This is a genomic window from Caballeronia calidae (assembly GCF_900044055.2).
In the GTDB taxonomy this organism is placed as follows: Bacteria; Pseudomonadota; Gammaproteobacteria; order Burkholderiales; family Burkholderiaceae; genus Caballeronia; species Caballeronia calidae.
In genome coordinates this window covers 119,010-136,192 of sequence record NZ_FCOX02000007.1, presented here as the reverse complement: position 1 = coordinate 136,192, position 17,183 = coordinate 119,010, and the positions used below count along the sequence as shown (strand labels likewise).

Sequence of the window (17,183 nt, the reverse complement as noted above, 5' to 3'; positions counted from 1 at the left end):
GATCCAAGCCCGGTATGGCCTATGAGGGCACTCGCTACTGCCGGACCACGAGAGTACTTCTGTGCCGGGGCCGGCATGAAGTACTTTGGATGGGGATAGCTGTTTCTTTGGTTACTTTCTTTGCAGCAGCAAAGAAAGTGACTGCCGCCCCGCACAGGGGCAGAGCAAATAGACCGACACGAATACAGGAAGTCTATAGAAGCACCAGCGAACCATCCCCAAAACACGTCACCGCGCTGCAGCAATCGACTGCCTAACCGGCCCCCCCAGCGCCCGCAGCGTCTCCTTGACCGTCGAGAGCCTCACAGCCAGATCAGGGCTGCGCGTCTCGATCCGCAACTTATCCTGCCCAGCCAGCTTGATGTGCTTATGCTTCTGCACCATCTCGATGATCTTCATCCCATCGACAGGCGGATTCGGCACGAACTGCAGCGAGATGGACTGCTCGGCCGCATCGATCTTGGAAATGCCGAGCGGCTTGGCCGCCAGCCTCAACCGATGCGTCTCGACGAGCGCATGCGCCTGCGGCGGCAGCTTGCCGAAGCGATCCACCAGCTCTTCGAGAATGCCGTCGATCGCATCGCTCGATTCGCAGTTCGCGAGCCGCTTGTACAGCGACAGACGCTCCTGCACATCGCCGCAGTAATCGGCCGGCAAGATCGCGGGCGCGTGCAGATTGATCTCGGTCGTCGCCGCCAGCGGCGCGTTCAGATCCGGCTCGCGGCCTTCCTTCAGCGCGCGCACGGCATCGTTCAGCATGTCGGTGTAAAGCTGGAAGCCGATCTCGTGAATCTCGCCCGACTGCTTGTCGCCGAGCACTTCGCCGGTGCCGCGAATCTCGAGGTCGTGCATCGCCAGATAGAAGCCCGAGCCGAGTTCCTCCATCTGCTGAATCGCTTCGAGCCGGCGCTGCGCCTGCTTCGTCAGCGACTGCGGATCGTGCACGAGCAGATACGCATACGCCTGGTGATGCGAGCGCCCGACACGCCCGCGCAACTGGTGCAACTGCGCAAGCCCGAACTTGTCCGCGCGATGCATGAGGATCGTGTTCGCGCTCGGCACGTCGATGCCGGTCTCGATGATCGTCGTGCACAGCAGCACATTCGCGCGCTGGCCGACGAAGTCGCGCATCACGCGTTCGAGTTCGCGCTCGTGCATCTGTCCATGCGCGACCGCGATGCGCGCCTCGGGCACGAGCGCTTCGAGCATCGCGCGACGATTGTCGATGGTCTCGACTTCGTTATGCAGGAAGTACACCTGGCCGCCGCGCTTCAGTTCGCGCAGCATCGCTTCGCGGATCACGCCGTCTTCCTCGCGGCGCACGAAGGTCTTGATCGCGAGGCGCTTCTGCGGCGCGGTCGCGATCACAGAGAAATCGCGCAGGCCTTCCAGCGCCATGCCGAGTGTGCGCGGAATCGGCGTCGCGGTGAGCGTGAGCACGTCGACCTCGGCGCGCAATGCCTTGAGCGCTTCCTTCTGCCGCACGCCGAAGCGATGCTCCTCGTCGATGATGACGAGCCCGAGCCGCTTGAACTTCACATCGCTCGACAACAGCTTGTGCGTGCCGATGACGATATCGACGCTGCCTTCGTTGATCTGCTGCACCGCCGTCGACACTTCCTTGCCGGTCTTGAAGCGCGACAGCTCCGCGATGCGCACGGGCCAGTCGGCGAAGCGGTCGGTGAAGGTCTGCGTGTGCTGTTCGGCGAGCAGCGTGGTGGGCGAGAGAATCGCGACCTGCTTGCCCGCCATCACCGCGATGAACGCGGCGCGCAGCGCGACTTCCGTCTTGCCGAAGCCGACGTCGCCGCACACGAGGCGGTCCATCGGCTTGCCGCTCGTCATGTCGCCGATCACGGCCGCGATCGCCGCCGCCTGATCGGGCGTCTCCTCGAAGCCGAAGCTTTCCGCGAACTTGGTGTAGTCGCGCGGTTCGAGCTTGAACGCGTAGCCTTCGCGGGCCGCGCGGCGCGCGTAGAGGTTGAGCAGTTCGGCGGCAGTGTCGCGGATCTGCTGCGCGGCCTTGCGCTTCGCCTTTTCCCACTGGCCGGAGCCGAGCTGATGCAAAGGCGCGCTGTCCGGGTCCGCGCCGCTATAGCGCGAGATCACGTGCAACTGCGAAACGGGCACGTATAGCTTCGCTTCGTTCTGGTACTCGAGATGCAGGAATTCGGTTTCGCCTTCGCCGAGATCCATCGACACCAGACCCATATATCGGCCGATGCCATGCTGCGCATGCACGACCGGATCGCCGACCTTCAGCTCGGCGAGATCGCGCACCATCGAATCGACGTTGCTCGCCTGTTCCTGTCGACGTCGACCGGCGCGGCGCGCGAGCGGTCCGTAAAGCTCGGTCTCGGTGACGATCGCGAGCTTCTCCGACGGCAGCACGAAGCCGTTGGCCAACGGCGCGATGCCGAGCGTGAACTTGCCGTCGCTCGTGAGCCATTCGTGGAACGTGTCGCGCGCGTCGCCGCGCAGGCCGTTGTCCGCGAGCAATTGCTGAATGGTCTCGCGCCGTCCCGCCGATTCCGCGACGAGCATCACGCGGTTCTCCGTCTGCTCCAGATAGTGGCGCAGCGCGAGGAGCGGCTCGTCGGCGTGGCGGTCGATCGCGAGTCCCGGCAGCGGCACGGCCCAGCCGCCTTCCGGCGTGCTCGGGAACTTCAATTGCGCGAAAGGCTTCGCGAACGTGAAGAAATCGTCGTCGGTGAGAAAGAGCCGGCGCGGTTCGAGCAGCGGGCGCTCGCGGTCATGCGAGAGAAAGTCGTAGCGTTGCTTCGTGTCGCTCGTGAAGCGCTTGATGGCCGCGTCCATGTCGCCGACGAACGCGAGCTGCGAGCCTTCCGGCAGATAGTGGAAGAGCGTCGCGGTTTCTTCGAAGAAGAGCGGCAGATAGTATTCGATGCCCGCCGACGGCACGCCGTTGCCGATGTCCTTGTAGATCTGCGAGCGGCTCGGATCGCCTTCGAAGACCTCGCGCCAGCGGCTGCGGAAAGCGGTGCGCGCGGCTTCGTCGAACGGAAACTCGCGGCCGGGCAGGAGGCGCACGTCGCGCACGGGATAGAGGCTGCGCTGTGTGTCCGGATCGAACGCGCGGATGGAGTCCACCTGATCGTCGAACAAGTCGATGCGATAGGGCAGCGCCGAGCCCATCGGATAGAGATCGATGAGCGAGCCGCGCACGCAGTATTCGCCGGGACGCACGACCTGGCTCACGTGCTCGTAGCCCGCGAGCGTCAGTTGCGCCTTCAGCTTCGCTTCGTCGAGGCGCTCGCCCTGCGTGAACGAGAACGTATAGGCGGCGAGAAACGACGCCGGCGGCATGCGATACAGCGCGGTCGTCGCCGGCACGATGAGGATGTCGCAGCGGCCTTCGCCGAGATCGTGCAATGTGGCGAGACGCTCGGAGACGAGATCCTGGTGCGGCGAGAACGTGTCGTAAGGCAGTGTTTCCCAGTCGGGCAGGAGGCGCACGCGTGCGTCCGGCGCGAAGTAGGGAATCTCGGCGGCGAGACGTTGCGCATCGACCGCGCTCGCCGTGACGACCGTCAGCAGCGGCACGCTCTCGCGATAGGCGGCGTAATAGCGCGCAATGGCGAGCGCGTCGGACGAGCCGGTCGCGCCGTCGAAGGCGAACCGCTGGCCCGGCTTCACGAGCGCGATGGGGGAACTGGACTGCGCTTTGACGGCTTTGGAAGGCATAAGGTGTGCATGGAGCCGACCGGCGAACGCGGGTTCAGGAACCGAACCGGCGTGCGCGGGACGTGGTCGCGAAAGACCTATTATAAAATCCGGGCTTCAACTTTGACTCGCCCACTTCATTTGCCCGTGACTTCGCGCCTGTTTTCACTGATTCCCTGCGCCGGAACCGGCAGCCGTTCCGGCGCGCCGATGCCGAAGCAATACCAGACCGTCGCGGGCCGTCCGATGCTCGCGTACACGCTCGCGGCGTTCGACGCGTGCTCCGAATTCTCGCAGACGCTCGTCGTGCTCGCACCGGACGACCATCATTTCGACGCGCGCCGCTTCGCCGGGCTGCGTTTCGCGGTGGAACGCTGCGGCGGCGCCTCGCGGCAGGCGTCGGTGTACAACGGGCTCATCGCGCTCGCGAAATTCGGCGCGCGCGACGACGACTGGGTCCTCGTGCACGACGCCGCGCGCCCCGGCATCACGCCGGAGCTGATTCGCAAACTTGTCGCGGAACTGCGCGATGATGCGGTCGGCGGCATTCTCGCACTGCCGGTCGCGGATACGCTGAAGCGCGTCGCACCGAACATGCCCGATGTGCCGTCGCCCGCAGGGGAAGGCGAGACGCGCATCGCCCGGACGGAATCGCGCGACGGCCTCTGGCAGGCGCAGACGCCGCAGATGTTCCGGCTCGGCATGCTGCGCGAGGCGATCGAACGCGCCCGTCACGACGGACACGACCTGACGGACGAAGCGAGCGCCATCGAATGGCTCGGGCACTCGCCGAAGCTGGTTCAGGGCAGCTTGCGCAACTTCAAGGTGACTTATCCGGAAGATTTCGCGCTCGCGGGCGCGATTCTTTCCGCGAACGCCTGACTCACACTCAACCAAGGTTTGGATCGATGGATTTCAGAATCGGACAAGGGTACGACGTCCACCAGCTCGTCGAAGGTCGCCCGCTCATCATCGGCGGCGTGACGATTCCCTACGAACGCGGCCTGCTCGGCCACTCGGACGCCGACGTGCTCCTGCACGCGATCACCGACGCGCTCTTCGGCGCGGCATCGCTCGGCGATATCGGACGGCACTTTCCGGACACGGCGACCGAATTCGCCGGCGCGGACAGCCGCGTGCTGCTGCGCGAAGCGTTCAAGCGCGTGTCGGAGGCGGGTTTCGCGATCGCCAACGTGGACAGCACGATCATCGCGCAGGCGCCGAAGCTCGCACCCCACATCGACGCGATGCGCGCGAACATCGCCGCCGATCTCGACCTCTCGATGGATCGCGTGAACGTGAAGGCGAAGACCAACGAGAAGCTCGGCTATCTGGGCCGAAAAGAGGGCATCGAGGCACAGGCGGCCGTGTTGCTGCGCCGCACGTCCATCGACGGATGAAGCAACGCCACGCTGACTTCCGCGTGGCGTCTAGGAAAAACTTACTTCCCTTCCGCTTCGATCGTCAGCGCGACCGCGTTGACGACCGCCGCGATGCGGCCGACGTCGCGCAATTGCGTCGTCGACATGCCTTCGGTCACGAGATTCTCGTAGTGCGACTTCACGCAGAAGTGGCACTTGCCGACGATCGACGCCGCGAGCGCATACATCTCGAAGCGCCGCTTGTCGACGCCGCCGTGGGACGCATACGCGTTCATGCGCAGACCGGCGGGCTGCGTCTTCAGATCGGCGTTGTCGGCCATCTCCAGATACGGATACCAGACGTTGTTCATGCCCATCAGCGCGGCGGCGGTGAGCACGGCGTTCGTCTCTTCGGGCGACAGCACGCCCGCATTGCGGATGATGCCGACGAGCTTCGTCGCCTTCGCGGCATAGGCGGCGGCGAGCGCGACGCCCACCGCATCATTGCCTTCGAGCGACGACCGGGCGATGGTGCCGTCGACGTTCAGGCGGATATCCTTCGCGTAGTCCGGCACCAGTTCCTTGATCGCAGACAGGAATTCCATTGTTTTCTCCTATTCGATGGCGTTAAAAAGCCCGCCAGCGCCGAGCGATCACTCGGCCGAATGGCGGGCTTGCGGCATCCGGAACGCTTACAGCGTCGCGCCGCCGACAGCGCGGTTGCACGGGCACAGTTCGTCCGTTTGCAAACCGTCGAGAATACGCAGGACTTCTTCCGGGCTGCGGCCCACGTTCAGGTTGTTGACCGACACGTGCTGAATGACATTGTCCGGATCTATGATGAACGTCGCGCGCAGCGCCACGCCGGCTTCCTTGTCGCGCACGCCGAGCTGGTCGATCAGCTCGCCCTTCACGTCGCCGAACGCGTAGTGGTTCAGCTTGTTCAGGTCCTTGTGCTCGCGGCGCCATGCCAGCTTGACGAACTCGTTATCGACGCTGCCGCCGAGCAGAACCGCGTCGCGGTCCTCGAAATCGTTCGCGAGCTTCGCGAACTCGACGATCTCGGTCGGGCACACGAACGTGAAGTCCTTCGGGTAGAAGTAGATGATCTTCCACTTGCCCGGGAAAGACTGCTCGGTGATTTCCTCGAACGCGGACTGGCCGTTTTCTTCGTGATGGTTGAAACCCGGCTTCGCAGCGGTGACGGTGAATGCTTCGACTTTATCGCCAACGGTCTTCATGCAGTAACTCCTGTCGAATCGTTGAAGGGACAAACTCCAGCCAAACTACGTGATCGCCGTAACGCTCGCGTGACACGCTCATGCCAGACGCGCTGCGCGTTAACCCGGTCATCTTAACTCTGATTGAAAATTCGCCTCAATAGGTTTTAACTAACCGATCGGGGCAGCAACTTTAGCCGTCGAAGCGCGCGCCGCCCTTCATCGGCGGGAAGTCGATCGTCACTTCGAAACCCGGCAGCGGCGTGCGGTTGCGCAGGCGCAGCGTGCCGCGCTGACGCGTGACGAGGCGCTGCACGATCGCCATGCCGAGGCCCGTGCCGTTGGCCTGCGTGCGCGCCGCATCGACGCGATAGAACGGGCGCGTGATGAGCGCGACCTGATCGTCGGGGATGCCGCGGCCTTCGTCCATCACCGAGAGCTCGACCTTGCCGTGTGCGACGCGCGTCTGCAGCGTGATTCGCGCGATGTCGTCGTGCTCGCTGCGTCCGTACTTGCGCGCGTTTTCCAGCAGATTGCCGACGACGCGGCGCGCGTCCGTCGGATCGCCTTCGATCACCGCGCCCTGCGCGAGATCGGTGTGCATCACGACGCCGTCGTCCGCCTGGAAGCGCACGGCGAGCTCGCTCGCGATCATCGACAGATCCACGGCTTCGGGCATGCGCTGCATCGGCCGCGCGTAATCGAGGAAGCGGCCGATGATCATGTCCATCTGCTCGATGTCGTCGATCATCGCGAGTTTGGTCGCTTCGTCCGACGGGCTCATCTCCGTCTCCAGACGCAGGCGCGCGAGCGGCGTGCGCAGATCGTGCGAGATGCCCGCGAGCATCAGCGCGCGGTCCGCTTCGAGCTGCTCGAGGTCCTGCACCATCTGGTTGAAGCTTCGGTTGGTTTCCGCCGCAACGCCCATGCCGCGTTCGGGCAAGGGCTCGGGGGACTGACCCGAGCCGAGCTTGCGCGCCGCGAGCGCGAGGCGCGCGAACGGTCGGTTGACGAGACTCGTGATGAACGCCGCGCCGAACAGCGACAGCGCCAGCGCGAACACGCCCCAGCCGGCCCATTGCAGGCCCGTGACGGTGTCGAGCTGATCGCGGTCGAGCGCGACCCAGTAATCGTCGTCGTCGATCTTGAAGCTGATCCACACGCCGGGAATGTCGTTCACCGACTGCGCGATGATCGTCTCGTTGCCGAGCCGCCCGCGCACGTCGCGCTCGATGAGCCGGTTGAGCGATTCATCGGGCTGGAGCTTGTATTTGTCGGTGGTCTCGCGCGGATACACGCGCACACCCTCGTTGCTCTCCAGATCCTGAAGCAGCGCGCGGCGTAAGTCGGGATCGGAATAGAGCAGGGCGGTACGCGTGAGCTTGACCACGGCGACGAGTTGCAGCGCGACGCGCTGCGCGCGCGGCTCGCGCTCGATCACGCGAAAGCTCTGGAACCACGCCGTCAGACTGACGGCGATGAGCAGCGCGATCAGCGCGAAGGTTCGCCAGAACAGGCCGCCGAACGCGAGCGCCAGTAGCCGCCTGTCGATGCGCATGGGTCTGTCGGGTTCAGCTCGGTGGAGGGGAGAAAGCGTGACGATAATCGCTCGAAGATCGATCAGGCCGCGCCGTCGGGAATGAAGACGTAGCCGAGACCCCACACGGTCTGAATGAAGCGCGGACTGCTGGGATCGGGCTCGATCAGCTTGCGCAGACGCGAGATCTGCACGTCGAGGCTGCGATCGAACACTTCGTATTCACGGCCGCGCGCGAGCTCCATCAGCTTTTCGCGCGAGAGCGGCTGGCGCGGATGACGCGCGAACACTTTCAGCACCGAGAATTCGCCGGTGGTCAGCGGAATTTCCTGGCCGTTCTTCGTGAGCGTGCGCGTCGCGAGGTTGAGCGCGAACTCGCCGAACTCGAACACTTCGGTGGTTTCGGACGGCGCGCCCGGCAATTCGGACGGCGTCTGACGGCGCAGCACCGCATGAATGCGCGCGACCAGCTCGCGCGGATTGAACGGCTTCGGCAGATAGTCGTCGGCGCCCATTTCGAGGCCGACGATGCGATCGACGTCTTCGCCCTTCGCCGTGAGCATGATGATCGGCGTGCGATCGTTGCTGCCGCGCAGACGACGGCAGATGGAAAGACCGTCTTCGCCGGGCAGCATCAGATCGAGCACGAGCAGATCGAAACGCTCGCGCACCCAGAGCTTGTTCATCGACGGCGCGTTCTCCGCGACATACACGTTGAAGCCCTGCTCACCGAGATAGCGCCGCAGCAGATCGCGCAGGCGCGGATCGTCGTCGACTACGAGAATTTTTGAAGGGTTCTTGGTTTCCATGGCGGCATCTTAGCGCGTTTGATCAAACGCCGAGTTTGTAACAAAAGCGAGTGTAACAGTTGGTTACAAAATTTACGGGGGCTGTGGCACGGCCCAGGAGTTTGGTGCGTACACTGCTTTACCTAAGCCCGCCATTCGGTAGATACTCCATTAGACCAGCGCATCATGCGGCCCGACCAAGCCGTGGCAGACGCGCGCGAAAAGACTGAGGCTGTCCGGTTGTCGAGCAACGAAGGGAACAACATGAAGGGAGCGCGGCAGCGCGGACCCGTGCGCGCCGAGCGCATTTTCAGACAGACACTTCTTGCCAGTGCGCTCTACGCAGTACTGAGCGCACCTCACGCCTATGCGCAGTCCACCGGTTTCGATCGCGGCATCGCCGGTTCGTCGCATCGTTTCGATGGCCATATGATTCGCGCGCAGCAGCGCATGAGCAAAGGCTCGGCTGCTTCGAGCCGCGATCACGATCCGAAGGCGGCCATGCAACCCATCCAGCAGGTCGATCAGACACCGCCCGCGCGTCCGCCGCGCCACACCGTGATGACCGCCGATGAGCGGCGTCTCTTGCGGCAGCACATCGAAGAAGCGGTGCGCGATCTCTACAAGCGGTAAGCGGCCCGAACCGCGATGAACCGACGTCAATTCCTCTCGATTGCCGGCGCGTTCGCGGCATGGGCGGGCAGCGTCGGCGAGACGTTCGCCTTCGATCGTGCCGATGCTTCCCCGTCCATTCGCTCGCTCGTGCTCGTCGATCTCGACGGTGGCAACGATGGCCTCAACACCGTCATTCCAATCGCCGATCCGGGCTATCGTGCGCTCAGGCCCAAACTCGCGATATCGAAAGACCGGGCGTTGATGCTCGATGAGCGCACCGCCTTGCATCCGTCGCTGCTTCCGTTGATGAGCGCATGGCGCGCGGGCGAACTGGCGATCGTGCAGGGCGTCGGATACGACGCGCTCAACCGGTCGCATTACCGCTCGCGGCAGATCTGGGACACCGCTTCGCACGTCGATGAATATCGCACCGATGGCTGGCTCGATCGCATGAGCCTCGCGCAGACGCACGGCGTCACCGAGGTGGCGACGTTTGCCGCGGCGAGCGATGCCGTCGCGCGCGGAGCATCGCGCGGCGTGAACGTGATCCATCTCACGCTGCACGGCTTCGATACGCACGAGAATCAGGGCTATCGGCACGCGTCGCGTCTTGCGCAGCTGGCCGATGGACTGGCTTCACTGCGCGCGGCGTCGATGGCATCCGGCGTATGGGATCGCACGCTCGTCATGACGCGATCGGAATTCGGGCGCACCGCGCGCGAGAATGCCGCGGGCGGCACGGAGCACGGCGCGGCGGCGGCGCATTTCATGATGGGTGGAAGCGTGCACGGCGGCCTTTTCGGCACACCGCCACGCCTCGATCGACTCGATGCGGGCGGCGGCTTGGCCGTCGGCATCGATTTCAGAAGACTCTATGCGACGGTCCTCGGCGCATGCTGGCGGATCGATTCGGCATCGGTGCTCGGTCAGCGCTTCGAGCCGCTGCCGGTGCTGCGCGTCTAGCGCTAGCGCGTCTTCCACGTGATCCACAGCTTGCGGATCGGCGTGAGCGAGATGCGTTGATGCAGCACCTGAAAGTTTTCCCGTTCGATTTCGTCGAACCGCGCGAGCGACAGCGCGGCCTGCGCGCGCAGCACGCGTTGCGTCGCGCGTTCCGAAGCGGGCATGGCCGCGAGCGCATCGCCGAGCGCCTGACGCGCGCGGCCGGTCTGAAAGCGCATGAGATCCGCGAATGCATCGCTGTACTTGCGATTGATGATATCCGCGGCCGTCACGCTGAAGCGCTGCAACTCGTCGATGGGAATGTAGATGCGGCCATTGCGCGCGTCATCGCCGATCTCCTGGACGCGCTCGGCCAGCAACAGCGCCGAGCCGAGCGGCGCGGCCCATGCGGCGGCCTGCTGCGGATCGCGTGCGCTCGCCCGCGCGATGGCCGTCGCGAACGCGCCGCCGGTCTGATCGAGGTAGCGCCTGAAGCCGGGCCAGTCGAGATAGCGCGCCTGATCCAGATCCATGCCGAAGCCATCGACGAGCGCCGCGAGCGATGCACGTCCGGCATCGTCGAGCACGGGATGCGCGGCGTCGCCGGCATGCGCCTTCAATGCCTTCGTCACCGGATGCGTGGGCTCGCCGCCATCGAGCCGGCCGAGCTCGCCTTGCCACCACGCGTGCTTGGTGCGGCCGATGGTCGGATCGCTGGTTTCCTTCACCGTCTCTTCGAGCTCGCGATAGAGCGCGTAGAGCGCGGTCAGAAGCGGCTGGCTCGCGGCGGGTGCGCGCCGCAGCGCGTAGTACGTGCCGGAGCCATCGGGGGCGGCCTTTTGTTGGCAATAGTCGTCGAAGTTCACGAACGGAGCTTGTGGGGTTCGAAGGATGGGCGTCGCGGCCGGTCTTGCCTGTTCTTGTCTTGCGTCTGCGCGTTGCGCGTGCGCCAGGCGCGTGGCCGCTCATTTTATCCGGCGGGGCGCGGCTTCGCTGACCGACGCCTGAGCTTGCGAAATCACGATGTTCGAATCGGACGACATCGACATCGAGCACGCAACGATCGAGCCGCAGAAACAAAAAACCCCTTTGCCGATGAAAGGGGTTTGATGTGGTGCGAGGAGGGGGACTCGAACCCCCACACCCTTGCGGGCGTCAGGACCTAAACCTGGTGCGTCTACCAATTTCGCCATCCTCGCAGCACGGCGTGTGCGGCCGTGTCCGGCACCGGTCCAATGTGCGGAGCCAAAGATTCTAACCGATCCGTCTGGCAATGTCTGCGAAATTGCGTCGATGCCCGGAGCATGGCGAGCAAGACACATCATGCGCGTCAGATTTCCGATGCCGACCATTACGCACCGCGAGATTGCGGCATCTTCCGGGCCTGCCTACAATTCCGTTCCATCCTCCGCTTCGTCACGCACTGTCCCTCATGACTCGCAACGCGCGCAATCGCTTCGTCGCATGGCTCGGCATCGCCGCCATGTGGCTCGCCATTGTTGCGCCGGTCATCAGTCAGACGCTCGCCGCGCGCAATGCCGCGAACGATCCGCAAGCGATCCTGTGCGCCGTCGACACGACTGCGGCCGATGCGCACGAAGGGCATCACGCCGTCGTGCAGGAGGACACCGGACACACCGGCCATCACGACGCCGCGAGTCATTTCGACGCCTGCTCGTACTGCGGACTCCTCGCGCACCATCTGCCGATCGCCACGGACATCGCGCATGACATCGCGCGCATCGAGCGCGTCACGCGTGTCCCGGCCTTCGCGGATATCGACAGCGTCGTTTCCAAGTCCTTCAACGCCGCGAGCCCGCGCGCGCCTCCCGTCCTTTCCTGAAACCGTCCATCGTCCGATCGCTTCGACGTTCACCGCGCGCATGAGCGCGACGGTGCGCGCGGTCGTCCGTCATCTTTCAGGAATTCACGATGTTCACGCTCACAACGCGAGCGCGACGGCGTTCGCGCCGCCGTGCCATGGCGCATGCGCGCGCCTGGCTGCCGCTATCGCTGATGGCGCATGCGGCCTTGTCCGCTGCTGCTGCTCCCGTCTCTACATCGGCGCAAGCCGAAAACAGCACGTCCGCCGATCCGGCCGATGCCGCGCTCGCGCCGGTCGTCGTCACGGCGCAGGCGGCGCCGCGCGCGTCGTCGCTCGATCCGAATCTGCCCGCGAGCGTCAATACCGTCACCGCCGACCAGTTCCAGTACTGGAACGTGACGACGCCCGAAGACGTGCTCAAGTACGCGCCGAACATGGCGGTGCGAAAGCGCTTCATCGGCGACCCGAACGCGACGATCGCCGTGCGCGGCACGAGCAATTCGCAGACGGCGCGCGGCCTCGTCTATGCGGACGGCCTGTTGCTCAGCAACTTCCTCGGCAACACCTGGACGTTCGCGCCGCGCTGGTCGATGGTCTTCGCCGACGACATCGAGCGCACCGACGTCATCTACGGTCCGTATTCGGCGCTCTACCCGGGCAACTCGATCGGCGCGACGGTCGCGATCACGACACGCATGCCGACGAAGTTCGAGGCCGACGCGAAAGTGCAGGGCTTCACGCAGCACTTCGATCTCTTCGGCGTGAACCGCAACTTCAACGGCACGAACACGACGGCGACCGTCGGCGATCGCATCGGCAAGCTGTCGTTTCTGATCGGGGTCGATCATCTCGAGAACACGGGGCAGCCGCTGCAATTCGCGACGCTCCCGCAATCGAAGACGCCCGCGAACGCCGCCGACAAGCCCGTCACCGGCGCGACCTTCTACAACGATCAATTCAATGCGCGCACCGCGGTGCTCGGCACGTCGAGCGAGGGCATCGAGCGCACGTTTCAGGACCAGTTGCGCGTGAAGCTCGCGTACGACCTGACGGACACGCTGCAGGCGGGTTTCACGCTCGGCTACTGGCATCAGAAGTACAACAGCGACACGCAGACCTTCCTGCGCGACGCGGCCGGCAATCCGGTGTATAGCGGGCGCGTGAATATCGGCGGATTCGAGTACACCATTCCGGCGGCGACGTTCGCGCCGAGCATGGGATCGAGCGAGAACTTCCTCTACGGCCTGTCGCTGCGCACGCACAACGACACGGGCTGGAACGCGGAAGCGATCGCGTCGTACTTCGACATCACGCAGAGCTTCGCGCGCACAGCGAGTTCCGGCGTGCCCGGCGACGGCCCCGGCACGCTCACCGACGGCAGCGGCTCGGGATGGAAATCGCTCGATGTGCGCACGAGCTGGACGCCGACCGCGCGTTCGGGTCTCGCCGCGCACGCGCTGTCGTTCGGCTATCACTACGACAACTATTTCCTCGACAACGTGACGTCGAACACGGATGCGTGGCGCGACGGCCCCGGCGTGTCCTTCGCCAATTCGTTCGGCGGACGCACGCGCACGCAGGCGGTCTACGCGCAGGACGCGTGGCGCTTTCTGCCGCGCTGGGCGTTCACGTACGGCGCGCGCTACGAGAACTGGAACGCGTACGACGGCACGCGCGCGGTCGGTTCGACCGCGCTCGGGTATGCGGACGCGAGCGAGAGTCACTGGTCGCCGAAAGCATCGCTGTCGTTCGACGTCACGCAGGATCTGACGCTGCGCGCATCGATCGGGCGGGCGTACCGGTTTCCGACCGTCGGCGAGTTGTTTCAAGGACAGATCAACGGCATCTCGATCGTCAACAACAATCCGAACCTGAAGCCCGAAGACGACCTCTCGAAGGAACTCACGGCCGAATGGGTGCGCGGCAACGGCCTGTATCGCTTCACGCTCTTTCAGGACGACGTGAAGAACACGATCTTCAGCCAGACCAACACGACGGTCATTCCCAACGTCACGAACTTCCAGAACATCGACAAGGTGCGCTCGCGCGGCGTCGAGTTCGCTTACGAAGGACAGGACGTGCTCGTGCGCGGTCTCGATCTGATCGCGAATGCCGCGTACACGCAATCGAAGATTCTCGCGAACAGCAACAATCCGGCGTCGGTGGGGAAGTACTTCTATCGCATTCCGTTGTGGCGCGCGAATGTGGCCGCGACCTATCACACGCCCGGGAATACGGCCACGACGCTCGCGGTCCGTTACTCGGGCCGGCAATACAACACGCTCACCAACACCGACGTGAACCCGGACACGTACGGCGGCACGAGCACCTACGCGGTCGTCGACGCGAAGTTCACCTGGAAGCCGACGAAGCGCACGGAACTGGGCGTCGGCGTCGACAACCTGTTCGACAAGCGCTACTACGTGTTCCATCCGTACGCGGGGCGCACGTTCTATCTCGAAGGGCGCATCGGCATCTGATGCTCTTCAACTGACACGCACACATTCAACGAGAATCGCCATGCTTGCACCCAACTCGAACACGGCAGCGGCAACGTCGAACGCGGAGGTCATCGCGCATCGTCGCACGCTCTGGCGCTGGCATTTCTATGCGGGCCTCTTCGTGATGCCGCTCCTCATCGTGCTCGCCATCACGGGCACGATCTACTGCTTTCAACCGCAGATCGAGCCGCTGCTGTATCGCGACAGGATGATCGTCGCGGATACGCACGGCCCGCAACTTCCACGCGACGTGCTGCTCGCGAAGGCCGCCGCGAGCGAGCCGCGCGGCGCCGTGCCGACGCTCGCGCAAATCGAAACCGATCGCACGCGCAGCGCGGAGTTCGTGTTTCGGCTGCCTTCGGGCGAGAGCGAGAGCGTCTACGTGAATCCCTACGATGGCGCCGTGCTCGGCACGCTCTCCGTCGAACATCGGCTGATGAAGCAGATCCGCAATCTGCATCGCGGGCTGATGCTCGGCAAGACCGGCGAGCTGCTGATGGAACTCGCGGGCTGCTGGACGCTCGTGATGATCGGCACGGGCGTCGCGCTGTGGTGGCCGAATCGCGCGAACGCGAGACAGGGCGGGGTGTGGCTGCCGCGTCTGTCGCTGCAAGGGCGCGCGTGGTGGCGCGATCTGCATGCGGTCGGCGGCATCTGGCTCGCCATCGGCGCGCTCTTCTTCGTGCTCTCCGGGCTGCCGTGGTCGGGATCGTGGGGCAAGCAGTTCAAGGCGCTGGCGACATCGGCGTCGCTTGGTTATCCGAAGGGCGCGTGGGGCGAGGCGCATGTGCATTCGACGGCACTCGGCGCTGCGTCGAAAGACGCGGATGAACACGCGATGCACGGCATGCACATGAAGATGGACGATCTGCCGCTGCATCAGACGCCGTGGGCCGTCGGCGCGACGACGGTGCCGGACGGCGCGAATGCGTCGGCATCGGCCGCGCGCGTGTCGATCGACGATGTCGTCGCGCTGGCGGCACAGCACGGCGTTGCCGATGACTACGGCATCGCGCTTCCCATCAAGCCGACGGGCGTCTACACCGTGTCGTATTTCCCCGCCGATCCGCGCGCCGAACGCACGCTGCACATCGATCAGTACAGCGGCCGCGTGCTTTCCGATATCGACTACGCGAGCTACGGACGCGTCGCGCAATGGATCTCGTATGGCACGTCGCTGCACATGGGGCGCTACTTCGGGCTCGCGAACCAGATCGTCTGCTCGGCGATCTCGCTCGGGCTCGCGGCGCTGTCGGTGACGGGCTTCATCATGTGGATGAAGCGCCGGCCCTCGCGCGAACTCGGCGCGCCGGCACGCCCGGTCAAGCGTCCGCCGATGCGCGCGTGGCGCGGCGGCCTGACCTTCCTCGGCGTGATTTTCCCGTTGATGGGCGCGACGATGCTCGCCGTCTGGTGCCTCGACCGGCTCGCGTTCGGCGGTAAGCGCGCGGCCGCCTGAGGCACCCGCGCGCATCGTCCCGGAATTACTTCGAGCCGAACTTCAGGCGCGTGAGCTGCTCGGCTTCGTTCGCGAGCAGCCGCGCGGCATCACGGATCGCGACGTCCAGCGTGATCGGGCCGGGGGCGGGCGAAAAGCAGCCGCTGAAGTACTCGGAGAGGCGCGGCAGCGCGGCCGAATCGACGGCGCCCGACAGCAGCGACGCCGGCACGCCCGCATCGCGCGCGTGCTTGCAGGCGATGAAGGGCGCCTTGCCGTGCAGCGTCTGCACGTCCGAGCGGCCTTCGCCCGTGATGAGCCAGTTCGCGCCTTCGAGCGCAGCGTCGAGCCCGATCTCGCGCGCGACCACTTCCGCGCCCGTCTCGAAGCGCGCGCCGAGCATGTGCAGCGCGAAGCCGAGTCCGCCCGCCGCGCCGGCGCCGGGCTCGTTGCGCTTGACCACGCCCATCGCGGGTTCGAGCACATCGGCGAAATGGGCGAGCACGGCGTCGAGCGTCGCCACCTGCTCCGGCGTCACGCCTTTTTGCGGACCGAAGATCGCGGTCGCGCCGTGGTCGCCCGTGAGCGGATTATCGACATCGGACATGCCGACGAACTCCGCGTCCTTCACGCGCGGGTCGAGCCCCGACGCATCGATGCGCGCGATCCGCGCCAGCGCCGACGGCACCGGCTCGAGCTCCTTGCCGTTAGCATCGAACAGCTTCAGCCCGAGGCCGACGAGCAGACCCGCGCCGCCGTCGTTCGTGCTGCTGCCGCCGAGCGCGACGTAGAACGTGCGCGCGCCCGAGTCGAGCAGCGCGCGAATCGCCTCGCCCATGCCGAGCGTGCTGCGTTCGGTGACGGGTACGGCCATGCCGTCCGGATCCGTGATGCCGACGACTTCCGCCGTCTCGATGATCGCGCCGCCATCGGCGAGCAGGCCCGTCGCGGCATCCCGGCGCGCGGCGGCCGCGCCGCGCACGTTGAGCATGCGCCGCTCGCCGCCCGCCGAGAGCATCGCGTCGAGCGTGCCTTCGCCGCCGTCGGCCATCGGGCGGATGCGGATATCGGCGTCCGGCCGCGCGCGCCTGATGCCTTCCGCGATGGCGTTCGCGACGCCTTCCGCGGAAAGCGAGCCCTTGAAGGAATCGGGAGCGATGACAACTACTGGAGCAGCAGACGTAGCGTTAGGCATGGTGTCTCGAATGTTCTCGTGTGGAAGGAGCGATTGAAAAGCCGCGGTGAGGCTCTATCTATGCACTTGCTGCATGC

General features: G+C 65.2%; 14 protein-coding genes and 1 tRNA gene. 7 read left to right on the top strand and 8 right to left on the bottom strand.

Annotated features, from left to right (window positions below; all coding sequences use genetic code 11):
* Positions 1–228 precede the first annotated feature (228 nt).
* Positions 229–3,705 (bottom strand): transcription-repair coupling factor, encoded by a 3,477-nt coding sequence (mfd, locus tag AWB78_RS09735; RefSeq protein WP_062604352.1) that lies wholly within the window; start codon positions 3,703–3,705, stop codon positions 229–231.
* 126 nt (positions 3,706–3,831) lie between these two features.
* On the opposite strand from mfd, the gene ispD reads away from it, so the two are divergent.
* Positions 3,832–4,566, top strand: coding sequence for a 2-C-methyl-D-erythritol 4-phosphate cytidylyltransferase (gene ispD, locus AWB78_RS09730; protein ID WP_062604447.1), 735 nt, complete (start codon positions 3,832–3,834; stop codon positions 4,564–4,566).
* A gap of 26 nt (positions 4,567–4,592) precedes the next feature.
* A complete protein-coding gene (ispF, locus tag AWB78_RS09725) occupies positions 4,593–5,084 on the top strand; it encodes a 2-C-methyl-D-erythritol 2,4-cyclodiphosphate synthase (protein ID WP_062604351.1) in 492 nt (163 codons plus the stop codon).
* Positions 5,085–5,125: 41 nt separating this feature from the next.
* Here the strand turns inward: ispF and AWB78_RS09720 are convergent, their stop codons facing one another.
* From AWB78_RS09720 to ompR, 4 genes are all read right to left on the bottom strand, one after another.
* Positions 5,126–5,650: a carboxymuconolactone decarboxylase family protein gene (locus AWB78_RS09720; protein WP_062604350.1), complete on the bottom strand. Its 525-nt coding sequence runs from the start codon at positions 5,648–5,650 to the stop codon at positions 5,126–5,128.
* Positions 5,651–5,737: 87 nt separating this feature from the next.
* The gene (locus tag AWB78_RS09715; RefSeq protein ID WP_062604349.1) at positions 5,738–6,286 is read right to left on the bottom strand and encodes a peroxiredoxin; all 549 of its coding nucleotides are present in this window, start codon (positions 6,284–6,286) and stop codon (positions 5,738–5,740) included.
* A 172-nt stretch (positions 6,287–6,458) separates the two neighbouring features.
* Positions 6,459–7,823: a two-component system sensor histidine kinase GluS gene (locus AWB78_RS09710; RefSeq protein ID WP_062604348.1), complete on the bottom strand. Its 1,365-nt coding sequence runs from the start codon at positions 7,821–7,823 to the stop codon at positions 6,459–6,461.
* 62 nt (positions 7,824–7,885) lie between these two features.
* Complete coding sequence (ompR, locus tag AWB78_RS09705; RefSeq protein ID WP_008349770.1) at positions 7,886–8,611, bottom strand: two-component system response regulator GluR; 726 nt, start codon at positions 8,609–8,611, stop codon at positions 7,886–7,888.
* A gap of 243 nt (positions 8,612–8,854) precedes the next feature.
* Between ompR and AWB78_RS09700 the strand changes: the two genes are divergently transcribed.
* Together AWB78_RS09700 and AWB78_RS09695 are read left to right on the top strand one after the other, a co-directional pair.
* A complete protein-coding gene (locus AWB78_RS09700; protein WP_062604347.1) occupies positions 8,855–9,223 on the top strand; it encodes a hypothetical protein in 369 nt (122 codons plus the stop codon).
* Between the two features lie 15 nt (positions 9,224–9,238).
* Positions 9,239–10,168 carry a DUF1501 domain-containing protein gene (locus AWB78_RS09695; protein WP_062604346.1) on the top strand — a complete coding sequence of 310 codons (930 nt, stop codon included), beginning with the start codon at positions 9,239–9,241 and terminating at the stop codon, positions 10,166–10,168.
* Positions 10,169–10,170: 2 nt separating this feature from the next.
* Here the strand turns inward: AWB78_RS09695 and AWB78_RS09690 are convergent, their stop codons facing one another.
* Positions 10,171–11,013, bottom strand: coding sequence for a squalene/phytoene synthase family protein (locus tag AWB78_RS09690; RefSeq protein ID WP_062604345.1), 843 nt, complete (start codon positions 11,011–11,013; stop codon positions 10,171–10,173).
* A gap of 246 nt (positions 11,014–11,259) precedes the next feature.
* Positions 11,260–11,346: transfer RNA gene (locus tag AWB78_RS09685), tRNA-Leu, on the bottom strand.
* Positions 11,347–11,579: 233 nt separating this feature from the next.
* On the opposite strand from AWB78_RS09685, the gene AWB78_RS09680 reads away from it, so the two are divergent.
* The 3 genes from AWB78_RS09680 to AWB78_RS09670 all read left to right on the top strand — a co-directional run bounded on the left by AWB78_RS09680 (position 11,580) and on the right by AWB78_RS09670 (position 15,932).
* Entirely contained in the window at positions 11,580–11,990 is a 411-nt protein-coding gene (locus tag AWB78_RS09680; RefSeq protein ID WP_062604344.1) for a DUF2946 domain-containing protein, read from the top strand.
* Between the two features lie 89 nt (positions 11,991–12,079).
* The gene (locus tag AWB78_RS09675) at positions 12,080–14,452 is read left to right on the top strand and encodes a TonB-dependent receptor (RefSeq protein WP_082883274.1); all 2,373 of its coding nucleotides are present in this window, start codon (positions 12,080–12,082) and stop codon (positions 14,450–14,452) included.
* Between the two features lie 40 nt (positions 14,453–14,492).
* A complete protein-coding gene (locus AWB78_RS09670) occupies positions 14,493–15,932 on the top strand; it encodes a PepSY-associated TM helix domain-containing protein (protein WP_062604343.1) in 1,440 nt (479 codons plus the stop codon).
* A gap of 25 nt (positions 15,933–15,957) precedes the next feature.
* On the opposite strand, the gene AWB78_RS09665 is transcribed toward AWB78_RS09670, so the two are convergent.
* The gene (locus AWB78_RS09665; protein WP_062604342.1) at positions 15,958–17,106 is read right to left on the bottom strand and encodes a glycerate kinase; all 1,149 of its coding nucleotides are present in this window, start codon (positions 17,104–17,106) and stop codon (positions 15,958–15,960) included.
* Positions 17,107–17,183: the final 77 nt, after the last annotated feature.

Excerpts from the sequence above, each read along its gene's own strand:
- ompR (WP_008349770.1), bottom strand. The coding sequence starts at position 8,611 with ATGGAAACCAAGAACCCTTCAAAAATTCTCGTAGTCGACGACGATCCG.
- AWB78_RS09665 (WP_062604342.1), bottom strand. The coding sequence starts at position 17,106 with ATGCCTAACGCTACGTCTGCTGCTCCAGTAGTTGTCATCGCTCCCGAT.
- AWB78_RS09700 (WP_062604347.1), top strand. The coding sequence starts at position 8,855 with ATGAAGGGAGCGCGGCAGCGCGGACCCGTGCGCGCCGAGCGCATTTTC.
- AWB78_RS09670 (WP_062604343.1), top strand. The coding sequence starts at position 14,493 with ATGCTTGCACCCAACTCGAACACGGCAGCGGCAACGTCGAACGCGGAG.
- AWB78_RS09680 (WP_062604344.1), top strand. The coding sequence starts at position 11,580 with ATGACTCGCAACGCGCGCAATCGCTTCGTCGCATGGCTCGGCATCGCC.
- AWB78_RS09695 (WP_062604346.1), top strand. The coding sequence starts at position 9,239 with ATGAACCGACGTCAATTCCTCTCGATTGCCGGCGCGTTCGCGGCATGG.
- mfd (WP_062604352.1), bottom strand. The coding sequence starts at position 3,705 with ATGCCTTCCAAAGCCGTCAAAGCGCAGTCCAGTTCCCCCATCGCGCTC.
- AWB78_RS09710 (WP_062604348.1), bottom strand. The coding sequence starts at position 7,823 with ATGCGCATCGACAGGCGGCTACTGGCGCTCGCGTTCGGCGGCCTGTTC.
- ispF (WP_062604351.1), top strand. The coding sequence starts at position 4,593 with ATGGATTTCAGAATCGGACAAGGGTACGACGTCCACCAGCTCGTCGAA.
- AWB78_RS09715 (WP_062604349.1), bottom strand. The coding sequence starts at position 6,286 with ATGAAGACCGTTGGCGATAAAGTCGAAGCATTCACCGTCACCGCTGCG.
- AWB78_RS09675 (WP_082883274.1), top strand. The coding sequence starts at position 12,080 with ATGTTCACGCTCACAACGCGAGCGCGACGGCGTTCGCGCCGCCGTGCC.
- AWB78_RS09720 (WP_062604350.1), bottom strand. The coding sequence starts at position 5,650 with ATGGAATTCCTGTCTGCGATCAAGGAACTGGTGCCGGACTACGCGAAG.